Origin of the sequence: Streptomyces thermovulgaris, assembly GCF_002155915.1 — a bacterium.
In the GTDB taxonomy this organism is placed as follows: Bacteria; Actinomycetota; Actinomycetes; order Streptomycetales; family Streptomycetaceae; genus Streptomyces; species Streptomyces thermovulgaris.
Map to the genome: position 1 here is coordinate 26401 of NZ_MUME01000011.1, position 13011 is coordinate 39411.

Annotated in this window: 11 protein-coding genes; 10 read left to right on the forward strand and 1 reads right to left on the reverse strand. The window is 75.2% G+C overall.

Annotated elements, in window-relative coordinates:
- Positions 1 to 51: 51 nt before the first annotated feature.
- The 4 genes from CCN35_RS01000 to CCN35_RS01015 all read left to right on the forward strand — a co-directional run bounded on the left by CCN35_RS01000 (position 52) and on the right by CCN35_RS01015 (position 5692).
- Complete coding sequence (locus CCN35_RS01000; RefSeq protein ID WP_067388605.1) at positions 52 to 615, forward strand: NAD(P)H-dependent oxidoreductase; 564 nt, start codon at positions 52 to 54, stop codon at positions 613 to 615.
- Positions 616 to 881: 266 nt separating this feature from the next.
- A complete protein-coding gene (locus CCN35_RS01005; protein ID WP_067388603.1) occupies positions 882 to 1856 on the forward strand; it encodes an alpha/beta hydrolase in 975 nt (324 codons plus the stop codon).
- A 110-nt stretch (positions 1857 to 1966) separates the two neighbouring features.
- The gene (locus tag CCN35_RS01010; RefSeq protein ID WP_067388601.1) at positions 1967 to 4075 is read left to right on the forward strand and encodes a SpoIIE family protein phosphatase; all 2109 of its coding nucleotides are present in this window, start codon (positions 1967 to 1969) and stop codon (positions 4073 to 4075) included.
- Between the two features lie 192 nt (positions 4076 to 4267).
- Positions 4268 to 5692 (forward strand): amidase, encoded by a 1425-nt coding sequence (locus tag CCN35_RS01015; RefSeq protein ID WP_067388599.1) that lies wholly within the window; start codon positions 4268 to 4270, stop codon positions 5690 to 5692.
- Between the two features lie 123 nt (positions 5693 to 5815).
- Here the strand turns inward: CCN35_RS01015 and CCN35_RS01020 are convergent, their stop codons facing one another.
- Positions 5816 to 6247 (reverse strand): hypothetical protein, encoded by a 432-nt coding sequence (locus CCN35_RS01020; protein WP_067388597.1) that lies wholly within the window; start codon positions 6245 to 6247, stop codon positions 5816 to 5818.
- 902 nt (positions 6248 to 7149) lie between these two features.
- Between CCN35_RS01020 and CCN35_RS01030 the strand changes: the two genes are divergently transcribed.
- The 6 genes from CCN35_RS01030 to egtD all read left to right on the forward strand — a co-directional run bounded on the left by CCN35_RS01030 (position 7150) and on the right by egtD (position 12707).
- Positions 7150 to 7566 carry a hypothetical protein gene (locus tag CCN35_RS01030; RefSeq protein ID WP_067388595.1) on the forward strand — a complete coding sequence of 139 codons (417 nt, stop codon included), beginning with the start codon at positions 7150 to 7152 and terminating at the stop codon, positions 7564 to 7566.
- A 111-nt stretch (positions 7567 to 7677) separates the two neighbouring features.
- On the forward strand, positions 7678 to 8124 hold the full coding sequence (locus CCN35_RS01035; RefSeq protein WP_086791211.1) for a type II toxin-antitoxin system PemK/MazF family toxin: 447 nt from the start codon (positions 7678 to 7680) through the stop codon (positions 8122 to 8124).
- Between the two features lie 218 nt (positions 8125 to 8342).
- Positions 8343 to 9644, forward strand: coding sequence for an ergothioneine biosynthesis glutamate--cysteine ligase EgtA (gene egtA, locus CCN35_RS01040; protein WP_086791213.1), 1302 nt, complete (start codon positions 8343 to 8345; stop codon positions 9642 to 9644).
- Positions 9641 to 10957 carry an ergothioneine biosynthesis protein EgtB gene (gene egtB, locus CCN35_RS01045; RefSeq protein WP_086791215.1) on the forward strand — a complete coding sequence of 439 codons (1317 nt, stop codon included), beginning with the start codon at positions 9641 to 9643 and terminating at the stop codon, positions 10955 to 10957. The genes egtA and egtB overlap by 4 nt, the downstream gene beginning before the upstream one ends.
- On the forward strand, positions 10957 to 11748 hold the full coding sequence (gene egtC, locus CCN35_RS01050) for an ergothioneine biosynthesis protein EgtC (protein ID WP_067388587.1): 792 nt from the start codon (positions 10957 to 10959) through the stop codon (positions 11746 to 11748). The genes egtB and egtC overlap by 1 nt, the downstream gene beginning before the upstream one ends.
- Positions 11745 to 12707 carry an L-histidine N(alpha)-methyltransferase gene (gene egtD / locus CCN35_RS01055; protein ID WP_067388585.1) on the forward strand — a complete coding sequence of 321 codons (963 nt, stop codon included), beginning with the start codon at positions 11745 to 11747 and terminating at the stop codon, positions 12705 to 12707. The genes egtC and egtD overlap by 4 nt, the downstream gene beginning before the upstream one ends.
- Positions 12708 to 13011: the final 304 nt, after the last annotated feature.

Genomic DNA, 13011 nt, shown 5'->3' on the forward strand with positions numbered 1-13011 from the left:
CGGACCCCGGTCCGCTTAAGCACGGCACTACCTCCCCAATGGAGCCCCCACATGTCTGTTCGCATTCTCGCGCTCGTCGGCAGCCTCCGCGCCGGTTCGCACAACCGTCAGCTCGCCGAGGCCGCGGTGAAGCTCGCCCCGGCGGGCGCCGAGATCGTGCTCTACGAGGGCCTGGGCGACATCCCCTTCTACAACGAGGACATCGACGTCGAGGGCAGCGTCCCGGCCGCCGCCGCCAAGCTGCGCGAGGCCGCCGGGACCGCCGACGCCTTCCTGCTCTTCTCGCCCGAGTACAACGGCACCATCCCGGCCGTCCTGAAGAACGCCATCGACTGGCTGTCCCGCCCCTACGGCGCCGGTGCCCTCGCCGGCAAGCCCGTCGCCGTCATCGGCACCGCCTTCGGCCAGTACGGCGGCGTGTGGGCGCAGGACGAGGCCCGCAAGGCCGCGGGCATCGCCGGCGGCAAGGTGGTCGAGGACATCAAGCTGTCCATCCCCCACTCCGTCACCCGCTTCGCCGAGACCCACCCGGTCGACGACGCCGAGGTCGCCGCGCAGCTCACCGAGGTCGTGACCCGGCTGCAGGGCCAGATCGGCGCCGCGACGGCCGCCTGAGTCCCGCCCGGAGAACCGGAGCACGGGGGCCGGAGCCGAAAGGCTCCGGCCCCCGCCGCGTCCGCGCCACCGCACGGTGCCGGCGCCGGGCCCGGTGCGCCGCCCCTCCGGCCCGCACGGCGGCGCGCCCGGGTCCTGCTCGGCCGCCCGGCCGCCCTTGCGCCACTGGGGGTGAGCGCGCTCGTGGCCGGGGCACCGCCGTGTCCGGGGCGGGTAGACGGTGAACGGCCGCACCGGCGGCCGCTTCCCCGTACGAGGAGATGCCCATGACACAACCCCCGCCCCCGTTCGACCCCGAGCTCGCCGCCGCCCTGGACGCCGCGGAGGGCATGCGGCCGGGTCTGGCCCCGCAGGACATCCCGGCCGCCCGGCAGGCCCTCGCCCTCCTCGGCCCGGCGGCCGGGCCGGACCTGACCCTGGGCGGCGCCTTCGCGGTGGAGGACCGTACGGCGCCGGGGTCCGGGGGCGCGCCCGACGTGTCCCTGCTGGTGTGCCGGCCCACCGCGCCGCCGGGCGGCGGGGCACGGCCCGTCCTGTACTACACGCACGGCGGGGGCATGGTCGTCGGGAACAACCGGCTCGGCGTGGACACGGTGCTGCCCTGGGCGCGGGAGCTGGACGCGGTCGTGGTGTCGGTGGAGTACCGGCTGGCGCCCGAGCATCCGCATCCCGCGCCGGTCGAGGACGTACGCACGGGCCTGCTGTGGACGGCGGAGCACGCCGGGGAGCTCGGCGGCGACCCGGAGCGCATCGTCGTCGTCGGCACCAGCGCGGGCGGCGGCCTGGCCGCGGCGCTGACCCTGCTGCTGCGGGACCGCGGCGGCCCGCGGCCGCTCGGCCAGATGCTGATGAGCCCCATGCTCGACGACCGCAACGACACCCCGTCCGCCCATCAGATGACGGGCGTCGGCGTCTGGGACCGCACGGCGAACGAGACCGCGTGGACGGCGCTGCTCGGCGACCGGCGCGGCGGGCCCGGCGTGCCGCCGTACGCCGCCCCCGCCCGCGCCACGGACCTCTCCGGCCTGCCCCCGGCCTTCCTCGACGTCGGCTCCGCGGAGACCTTCCGCGACGAGGTCGTCGCCTACGCCTCGGGCATCTGGCGGGCCGGCGGCGTCGCCGAGCTCCATGTGTGGCCCGGCGCCTTCCACGGCTTCGACGCCCTCGCCCCCGAGACGGCCCTGGCCCGGGCCGCCCGCACGGCTCGACTGGACTGGTTGCGCAGACTGCTGGGACGGTAAGGAGCAGACCGCCGGGGCGGCAGGGACACGCGCCGCGCGTCCGGGCCCGGACGCGGTCGCGCCCGAAGCGGGTACCCGAACCGGGCGAAGCAGGTGAGAGGGCTGCTGCCATGAGCGACGTTCCGAACAGCGGCGAACCGAACAGCGACGGACCGATCACCGTTCCCGACCTGACGGTCTTCAACCCCGCGCCGGTGGGTGTGGCCCTCCTCCGCGGACCCGAGCACATCCTGGTCTATACCAACGACACCTACCGGCACCTCTTCGGCACGCGTCAGTACGGCGTCCCCATCCGGCAGCTGTTCACCGACCTGAAGCAGCAGCAGATCCTCGACCTGCTGGACGTCGTCTACGAGACGGGCGCGCCGGTCGTCATCGGCCCGGAGAGCCCGATGACCCTGCGGGACGAGCACGGGGTGGTCCGTGACCGTTGGTTCAGCATCAGCCTGTCCTGCTCGGCCCGGCAGACCTCGCGCGGCGATCCGGAGGGCTCCGGGGAGCACGGGGTGCTGGTGGTGGTCGTGGACGTCACCGGCGAGGTGACCGCCAAGGAGGTCGCCCGTGAGCAGGCGGAACAGCGGCGGCGCACCCTGCTGCGCTACCAGAGCCTGGTCGCGGTCAGCGTCCAGATGGTGTGGGTGGCCGACCGCGACGGGCGCGTGCTCCAGCTCAGCTCCGGCTGGCACCGGGTCACCGGCATGCCCGAGGAGAAGCTGCTCGGATGGGGCTGGCTGGACAGCGCCCACCCCCGGGACCGTGCCGGCCTGGCCAAGGCCTGGCGCCGGGTGGTGCGCACGGAGCCGGATTCCTTCGAGCACCGTTACCGGATACGGCGCCGGGACGGCACCTACCGGCACTGCTCGCTGCGGGTGGTGCCGATCCGTGAGCACGGCGACGTCACCGAGTGGGTGGGGGCCTGCGCCGACATCGAGGACCAATGGCTGCGCGAGCGGCGCCAGGACCTGCTCGGCCAGGCGTCGATCGCGGTGTCCGGGCCGCACCGGCCCGAGCCGGCGCTGGAGGCGGTGGGGCGTGTCCTGGTGCCCGAACCGGCGGACGCGTGCGGCATCTATCTGCTGCCCGAGGGGGTCCGCCCCCAGGCGGCCGGCCCGCTGATGACCCGGCACGTGGCCACGGTGACCGCTCCCCCTCTGCCGTCCTTCCCGTCCGGCGGGGAGCTGCGGGGCACTCCGCCGGGCAGCCTGTTCGACGAGGTGGTACGGCGCGGACGCACCGCCCTTCGGCGCGCGGGTCCCGACGGTTTCGCCGAGGCCGACATCCCGCCGGGTGCGGCCGCGTGGGCGCGGGCCGGCGGGATACGGGAGGTCGCCCTGCTGCCGGTGGTGGTGCTCGGCGAGATCCGGGCGGTCGTCGCCCTGTACGCGGCGGACCGCGAGCCCTTCAGTGCGGAGGAGATCTCGCTGGTCGAGGAGGTTCTCGACCGGACCGCGCCCGCCTTCGGCCGGCTGCTGGAGCTGCGGCGCACCCGGCGTGTCGCCCTCGCCCTGCAGGAGAGCCTTCTGGGCGCCCCTCCCGAGGTGCCCGGGCTGGACATCGTGGCCCGCTACGCGTCCAGTGCCGCCGCGAACGAGGTCGGCGGCGACTGGTACGACTCCTTCGTGACCCCCGACGGCGCCACCGCACTGATCATCGGTGACGTCTCCGGGCACGATCTGCAGGCGTCCGTGACCATGAGCAAGATGCGCAACATGCTGCGCGGCATCATCGTCGACCGGCGGATGCCCCCGGGGGACGTCCTGCGCCGGCTCGACCGGGCCACCAGCCTGCTGGGCCCCGAGGAGGGGACGGTCACCTGCGTCTACGCCAGGATCGAGGAGACCGCGGGCGGCGGCCGGCAGCTCAGCTACAGCGTCGCCGGGCACCCGCCGCCGCTGCTGGTCACCGCCGACGGCCGGGCCCGGTTCCTGGAGGACGCCCAGGACCTCCTGCTCGGCGGGCTCAAGCCCCACGGGCTGCTGCGCGCCAGCGCCACCGAGCCCCTGGAGCCCGGCAGCACCGTTCTGCTCTACACCGACGGCCTGGTCGAGCAGCCGGCCGAGGACCTGGACCAGGGGCTCGAGCGTCTGCGCCGGCGCGCGGCCGGGCTGGCCCGTGCCCCCCTGAGCACGTTCTGCGACGAACTCCTGCAGGAGGCGTGCACGGTCAGCGGCGACGACATCGCCCTCCTCGCGGCCCGCCTGCCGCTCACCACGGGCTGAACGAACGTCCCCCTGCAGACACCGGACACCGGGCCGGACGCCTGCGCCGGACGCCGGGCACCGACGGAGCCGCCGCCCCACCGGCTCCCCGCCGGCTCCCGCCGACTTCCCCCTCCCGTTTCCCACGGGGGCTGTTCCCCGCCCCCTCTGGACGTTACCGTTCGGTAGACAACGCGTTCCGGAGGTGTCCGCATGACGCTCGACCGTGCCGCGGGCCTGGCCGAGACCGCCCGCGCCCTGGCCGCCGGAGAAGTGTCCTCCCGGGCGCTGGTCGAACAGGCCCTGGCCCGGATCGAGGCCACGCAGCCCTCCCTGAACGCCTTCCGCATCGTCCGTGCCTCCGCCGCGCTCGCCGAGGCCGACGCCGCGGACCGGAAGCTGGCCGCCGGGGTCCGGCTGCCGCTGCTCGGGGTGCCGGTGGCCGTGAAGGACGACATGGACGTGGCGGGCGAGCCGACCGCGTTCGGCTGCCGCGGGGACTTCCCGGCGGCGGCCGAGGACGGCGAGGCGGTACGGCGGCTGCGCGCGGCCGGAGCGGTGATCGTGGGCAAGACCAACACCTGCGAGCTCGGTCAGTGGCCCTTCACCGAGGGGCCGGCCTTCGGCACCACCCGCAACCCCTGGGCCCCCGACCGCACTCCCGGCGGCTCCTCCGGCGGGTCGGCGACGGCGGTCGCCGCCGGACTGGTCCCGGCCGCGCTCGGTTCGGACGGCGCCGGCTCGGTGCGGATCCCGGCCGCCTGGACCCATCTGGTCGGCATCAAACCCCAGCGCGGCCGGATCTCGACCTGGCCGCGCGCCGAGTCCTTCAACGGCATCACGGTCAACGGCACCCTGGCCCGTACGGTCGGCGACGCCGCCCTGCTGCTGGACGCGGCGAGCGGCAACCACCCGGACGACCCCCACCAGCCGCCCGCCGTGGACGTCGCCGCCGCCGTGGGCCGCGATCCCGGCCGGCTGCGGATCGCGCTCTCGCTCAAGCCGCCGTTCACCGCCCTGCCCGCGCGCCTGGACCCCGAGGTGCGCGACCGGGTCGTGGAACTCGCCCGAAGACTGGACGCGCTGGGGCACGAGGTGGAGGAGGCCGACCCGCCGTACGGGCAGATCGGGCTGGGCTTCGTGCCCCGCGCCGCCGCCGGGGTGGCCGAGCTGGTCCGTGAGGTCCCGGACCCGGCGCTGCTCGACCCGCGCACCCGCGCCACCGCCCGGCTGGGCCGGCTGCTCGCCGGTTTCCCGCTGCGGGCGGCCCGGCGGGCCGAGGCGGTCCTGCACCGGCGCATCGGCCGTTTCCTCGGCTCCTACGACGTGGTCCTCGCGCCCACGACGGCCACTCCCCCGCCGCGGATCGGCGCGATGCTCGACCTCGGCGGCTGGGCCACCGACCGTGCGATGATCGCCGCCTGTCCCTACGCCTGGCCGTGGAACGTGCTGGGCTGGCCGGGAGTCAACGTGCCCGCGGGCTTCGTCGCCGGGGGCCTTCCGGTCGGCGCCCAGCTGCTCGGCCCGGCCAACAGCGAGCCGCTGCTGGTCTCGCTGGCCGCGCAGCTGGAGGCGGAACTGCGCTGGCACGAGAAGTGGCCCGAGCAGCCGGCGCTCTCCGACTCCCCGGCCTCCTGACCGGCGTCGCCCCCGCACCCGGCGACGACGGCCGCGGACCGCGGCGACCGGACCGTCCCGCCGACGGCCGGTCGCACCGGCACCGGCGGACGCGCGGTCACGCCGCGGCAGGCGGGCACCCGGTCATGCCGCGGCGAGCACGACGCCCAGCGCGATCAGCACACCGGCCTTGACGACCTCGAGGACCACATACGCCAGATGGCCGCGGGAGCGGGGACCTTCCTCCTCCCCGGCCAGGACCCGGTCGGACCTGCGGTTCAGCCGGGGGCGGACGACGGCCAGCTGGGCGAGGAGCACCGCGGCCACGGCCGCGGTGAGCCCGAGGACCGGCGCCGGGGCCGCACCCGTGGCGACCGCGACGACCAGGACGACGGCCAGCACCGTCTCCGCCAGGTTCAGCGCCCGGAAGACCAGCCGGCCTATGCCCAGTCCGATGGGGATGGTCACGCCGGGGGCGCGGAACTTCAGCGGGGCCTCCAGGAAGGAGATGGCCAGCACCATGCCGAGCCAGACGAAGGTGGCCGCGCTCGCCACGGCGGCCGACGTGGTGTTCATCGATGCGTCGCCTCTCTGCCGGATCCGTTGGTCCTGTCGGGTCTGTCGGGTCTGTCGAGGTCTTTCCGCCGGGTCCGCCGGGGCACGGGCGGCCCGCGGCCGGCCGGGTCACACGGCGGCGGTCCCGGCCGGGCGGGCGGCCAAGCGGGCCAGGCATGAGTCGGGTTCGGCGAACGGTTCCAGACCGGTCGCGGTCAGCGGAGCGCGCAGTCCGTCCAACGCCCCCTGCATCGGCCCCAGATGGACCGGGCACACCAACTGGCCGTACTCCTCCGCCAGTTCGAGGAAGGGACAGTGCCGCAGCCGGATCCGTTCCGGCGCCCTCCCGGCGCCGCCGCCCTCGGCCTCGGGGCGAAGCCCAGGGCGTCGAGCAGGGCGAGGAGCCGGGCGGCCGAGCGCTCGGCCGTCGGCGGCCGCGAGGGCGGCAGCGGGCCGACCAGGAAGCCGCCCCAGGCGCGGCCCGCCTCCGTCGCGGACTCCCGCGCCCGGGGGCCCTGGGAGGCCGGCTGCCGAGCAGGATCCGCGCCAGGAGCCGGTAGCCGCGCGTCCCCCCGCGGTCCATGCCGGGGCGGGGGGCGTGGACGGCGCGGGGACGGCCGGGTCCCGAGGGCGCCTCGGCCCGCCGTACGACCGCTCCCTCGGCCGCCAGGGCGTCCAGATGGAAGCGGACGGTGTCGGGGTGGACCCCGATCCGTTCGGCCGTCTCCGCGACGCCCAGCGGCCGGGCGGCGGCGCGCAGCACGTCCGGCACCTCACGGCGGCGAGGGCTCTCCCGGGAGACGGTCACCTCCGCTCACCTCGTTTCCCCTGCGCGTTTCACCGATGCCGACCTATTTTTACGAATCCTACATGTAATAATCATGAGCCGGAACGGCCCGGACGAGGACGAAAGAGGGTGCGTCATGACATCGCCTTCCGCGCACGGCACCGGCCCCGACGGCGGGGCGGAGCCGGAGCCCCGGCTCCTGTGCGACGCGCGGGCCCTGGCCGACGCCCCGCCGCTGCCGGCCGGTGTGCTGTGGAAGCTGGACGAGCCCGGACGCCAGCTCGACGCCAATGTCGTACGCCTGGCACCGGGCACGAGCGTCGCCCCGCACCGCGAACCGGACCTGGACGTCCTGCTGTTCGTCGTCGCGGGCGGCGGCGTCCTCGGCGCGGGCCGCGACGACGAGCCGCGGCAGCTGGCTCCGGGAGCGACGGTCTGGCTGCCGCACGGCTCCACACGCAGCCTCACCGCAGACCGGGAGGGCCTGACCTGCCTCACCGTCCACCGCCGGCGTCCCGGGATGCGGATCCGCCGCCGCGACGAGGCCACCTGACCGGCACGGCACCCGCTCCACGGCGTGCGCAGACCGCGCACCGCACGCCCGAAGTCCGGCGACCGTATGCCCGAAGTCGGCGTGTCCCGGGGGGCGTTCTAGGGTTCCCCCGTGACTGCCTTCGTCGATGAGAACATTCCCGGCCGTTACGGCCCCACCGCCACCACCGAGGTCGACCCCCGCCGGGTCGGCCGGGTCCGCACCGAGTACTCGCCCGCCCACGACGGCGATCCCGACCCCGGGGAGATCGTCTGGACCTGGGTGCCCTTCGAGGAGAACGACGGCCGGGGCAAGGACCGGCCGGTCCTGGTGGTGGCCCGGGAGGCCGCCGGGACGTTCCTCGCCGTGCAGCTGTCCAGCAAGGCACGCCACGGCGACCGCGAATGGGTGCCGATCGGGAACGGGCCCTGGGACCGCTCGGGCCGGGACTCCTGGGTGGACGTCGGACGGGTGCTGCGCCTCCACGAGGAGGGCATGCGCCGCGAGGCGTGCGCCCTGGACCGCATGCGCTTCAACCTCGTCATCCACCGGCTGAGGGAGCGCTACGGCTGGGAGTGAGCCGGGTCCGGAAAGGCCCCGGTGAGCCGCCCGCCGGGGCCTTTCCGCACCCCCCTTGACGCCGCGGACGAGTCGCGGACGGCGGGATTCGGCGCCAGGATGGTCACGAACCGCGCCCTTGTGCGGATCGGCCGGAGGGTTTTGGCTGGGACGGTGTGCCACCGCCCCGGCCACCGTCCCCGGGACGGTGGTGCGCCGACATCGCAGGAGGACCCGACATGTCCGATTCGGCAAGCGGCTGCACGGGCCCCCGTGCAGCCATCACCGAAGCCGAGGCCGAGGCCCTGGTCCACGGCATCTGCTTCAAGACCGGACCGCCCCGCCGCCTCGGGGTCGAACTGGAATGGCTCGTCCATGAGCTGCACGCACCGCGGCTCCCCGTGACACCCGAACGCCTCGAAGCGGCCTACGCCGCACTGCGGACCGTGCCCCTGAGGTCGGCGCTCACCGTCGAACCCGGCGGACAGCTGGAGCTGAGCTCGCCGCCCGCCGCCTCCCTGATGGAATGCATCGGCACCGTCTCCGCGGATCTCGACGCCGTCCGCGCCGTCCTGGCGGGGAACGGCCTCCGTCTCGTCGGCCTCGGCCACGATCCCTGGCACACCCCCCGCAGGTTCCTGCGCGAGCGTCGCTACGACGCCCTGGAGACCTGCCTGGACCGCGACGGCCCGGCCGGCCGGCACATGATGTGCACCTCGGCCTCCGTCCAGGTGTGCGTGGACGCCGGGCACGAGGAACCCGGGCCGCTCGGCCACGGGCGCCGCTGGTGGCTGGCGCACCAGCTGGGCGCGGTGCTGGTGGCCGCGTTCGCCAACTCCCCGCTGCTGGCCCGCAGGCCCACCGGCTGGCTCTCCACCCGGCAGCGGATGTGGACGCAGATCGGCCCCGCCCGCGCCGGCGCTCCCCCGCTGGACGGCGATCCGCGCACCGCCTGGACCCGGCACGCCCTGGACGCACCGGTGATGTGCGTACGGCGCGACGACGGCCCCTGGGAGGTGCCCGAGGGGCTGACCTTCCGGCAGTGGACCCGGCTGCGCCGTCCGAGGCCGCCGACCAGGGACGACCTCGACTACCACCTCACCACGCTGTTCCCCCCGGTCAGACCGCGGGGCCACCTGGAACTGCGCATGATCGACGCGCAGCCCGGCGACCACGGGTGGATCGTGCCGCTCGCGGTCACCGCGGCCCTGTTCGACGACCCTCAGGCGACCGAGACCGCCTATCGGGCGGTCAAGCCGCTCGCCGAACGCGCCGGGCCCCTGCCCGCGCCGCACAACCCGCTGTGGGCCGAGGCGGCCCGCATCGGGCTCGCCGATCCCGAACTGCACGAGATCGCCGTCGTCTGCTTCACGGCCGCCCTGGAGGCCCTGCCCCGGCTCGGTGCCGGCACCGAGGTCACGGACGCCGTCGCCGCGTTCCAGGACCGCTATGTCCGCAAGGGCCGCTGTCCCGCCGACGACCTGCTCGAGCCGTTGCGCACCACGGACGGTCGCGCGTACCGGAAGGACACAGCGACATGACCGACACCGCTCCCGCCCCCGGGACGCCGCGTGAGCGGGCGCTGCGCTCGCTCACCGCGGCCCGTGACCGCACCACGCTGCTGACCACCTGCGTGGAGGACCCCGATCTCACCGCCCAGCACTCGCCGCTGATGTCCCCGCTGGTGTGGGACCTCGCCCACATCGGCAACCAGGAGGAGCAGTGGCTGCTGCGCAGGGCCGGCGGCCAGGAGGCCCTGCGCCCCGAGATCGACAGCCTCTACGACGCCTTCGAGCACCCGCGCGCCGAACGTCCCTCGCTGCCGCTGCTGCCCCCCGACGAGGCCCGCCGCTACACGGCCGAGGTGCGCAGCCGGGTGCTGGACGTGCTGGAGTCCGCCTCCTTCCACGGCACCCGGCTGACCGAGGCCGGATTCGTCTTCGGCATGATCGCGCAGCACGAGCAGCAGCACGACGAGACCATGCTGATCACCCATCAGCTCCGCAGGGGACCGCAGGCCCTGACCGCACCCGACCCGGAGCCGGCGCCGCCGTTCACCGGTCCGTCCGAAGTCCTCGTCCCCGGCGGCCCGTTCACCATGGGCACCTCCACCGAACCATGGGCGCTGGACAACGAACGGCCCGCGCATGTGCGCGAGGTGCCGCCGTTCTGGATCGACACCACCCCGGTGACCAACGGCGCGTATCTCGCGTTCATCGAGGACGGCGGCTACAGCGACCCGCGCTGGTGGACCCCGGACGGCTGGGCCCACATCCGCCGGCACGAGATCACCGCGCCGCTGTACTGGCGGCGTGACGGCGGGCAGTGGCTCAGGCGCCGCTTCGGCGTCGTCGAGGCCGTCCCGCCCGACGAGCCGGTGCTGCACGTGTGCTGGTACGAGGCCGACGCCTACGCCCGCTGGGCCGGGCGCCGGCTGCCCACCGAGGCCGAGTGGGAGAAGGCGGCCCGCCACGACCCGGCCACCGGCCGCTCGATGCGCTACCCGTGGGGCGACGCCGACCCCGCGCCCCACCACGCCAACCTCGGCCAGCGGCATCTGCGTCCGGCCCCCGCCGGCAGCTATCCGGCCGGGGCGTCCCCGCTGGGCGTACGGCAGTTGATCGGGGACGTGTGGGAGTGGACGGCGAGCGACTTCCTTCCCTACCCGGGCTTCACCGCGTTCCCGTACAAGGAGTACTCGGAGGTGTTCTTCGGGCCGGAGTACAAGGTGCTGCGCGGCGGTTCGTTCGCCGTGGACCCGGTGGCCTGCCGGGGCACGTTCCGCAACTGGGACTACCCGATCCGGCGGCAGATCTTCGCCGGGTTCCGCACGGCCCGCTCGGAGGACTCCTGATGTGCCGTCACCTGGCGTGCCTGGGGCCGCGGGAGCCGCTCGGCCGGTACCTCGTGGACCCGCCGCACGGCCTGTACCGGCAGGCGTGGGCCCCCCGGCACCAGCGGTACGGGACGGTCAACGCCGACGGCTTCGGGGTGGGCTGGTACGCCGAGGGCGACCCGGTGCCGGCCCGCTACCGCCGTGCCGGGCCCATCTGGGCCGACCCGTCCTTCGCCGATCTGGCCCGGGTGGTGCGCACCACGGCGCTGCTGGCCGCGGTGCGGGACGCGACCCTCCCGGGCGCGGACGCCGAGGCCGCGGCGGCGCCGTTCGCCGCGGACCGCTGGCTGTTCAGCCACAACGGCGCCGTCGCCGGCTGGCCGGACTCGCTCGCCGCGGTGTCCCGCACCCTTCCGCCGCGGGACCTGCTGGAGCTGGAGGCCCGCACCGACTCGGCGCTCGTCTGGGCGCTGGTGCTGGCCCGGCTGCGCACCGGCGACGGGGCGGGGCAGGCGCTCGCCGACACCGTGCTGGAGGTCGCCGCGGCGGCCCCCGGCTCGCGGCTCAACCTGCTGCTCACCGACGGCGGGACGATCACCGCGACCGCCTGGGGCGACACCCTGTGGTACCTCGCCGAGCCCGGCCGCCGCACGGTGGTGGCCTCCGAACCCTACGACGACGATCCGCGCTGGCTCCGGGTGCCCGACCGCACCCTGCTGACGGCCGACCGCACGGACGTCCTGCTCACCCCGCTCAAGGACCTCACCGAGGACCTGGCATCCGTCCCCTTCGAGGAGCCCCGTACGTGAGTGCCTTCCATGTCACCCGCATCCTGCCCGAGGACGCCGTGGCCGCCGCGCTGCGCGCCGACGTCCTGCACGGCCTGACCTCCCGTCCCAAGCAGCTGCCGCCGAAGTGGTTCTACGACGCGCACGGCAGCGAGCTGTTCGAGCGGATCACCGAGCTGCCCGAGTACTACCCGACGCGCGCCGAGCGCGAGATCCTCGCCGACCACGCCGACGAGATCGCCGCCGCGCTGCCCGCCCGCACCCTGATCGAGCTGGGCTCGGGCTCCTCGGAGAAGACCCGTCATCTGCTCGACGCGCTGACCGGCCTGCGCACCTACGTCCCCGTCGACGTCAGCGGCGCCGCGCTGGAACAGGCCGGGCGGGCGCTGGCCGCCGAGCGGCCGGGGCTGCGGGTGCACGCGCTGATCGCCGACTTCACCGCCGGCCTGACCCTGCCCGACACCGCGGGGCCGCGGCTGCTGGCGTTCCTCGGCGGCACCATCGGCAATCTGCTGCCCGCCGAACGGGCGGCGTTCCTGGCCGGGGTGCGTTCCCTGCTCTCCCCCGGCGACGCGCTGCTGCTCGGCACGGACCTGGTCAAGGACGAGGAGGTGCTGGTCAGGGCGTACGACGACGCGGCGGGGGTGACGGCCGCGTTCAACCGGAACGTCCTGAGCGTGCTCAACCGCGAGCTGGGCGCCGACTTCGAGCCGGAGGCCTTCGACCATGTGGCGCTCTGGGACGCCGGCAACGAGTGGATCGAGATGCGGCTGCGCTCGCGCACCGCGCAGACCGTGAAGGTGCCCGCGCTCGCGCTCGCCGTGGACTTCGCGGCGGGCGAGGAGCTGCGCACCGAGGTGTCGGCGAAGTTCCGCAGGGAGCGGGTGCACGAGGAGCTGGCCGCCGCCGGGCTGGAGTCGGCGCGGTGGTGGACGGACGGCGAGGGGCGCTTCGCGCTGTCGCTGAGCGTGGTGCGGTGAGAGTGCGGCGGGACCGCCGCCCGGAGCGTGCGTCCCCGGGGCCCGGGGTGCCTCGGGGCCCGAGGGCCACGGGCGCTCCGGGTGCGCCGAGTGCCGCTGAACGGCTCCGGACGCTTCGGGGGCTTCGGGGGCTCCCGGGCGCGCAGGGCCCGTACGGGCGGCCGGGGCCCGGTCACGGCCCCGCGCCGGGCCGGGGCGTGTACGTCGTGCGGGTCGCACGCCTCGCGCTCCGCCTCCGCATACGGCACGGTGGGTGACGTACGCCACATGCGCGTGTGCTGTCCGCAATCCCGCGGTCCACAGC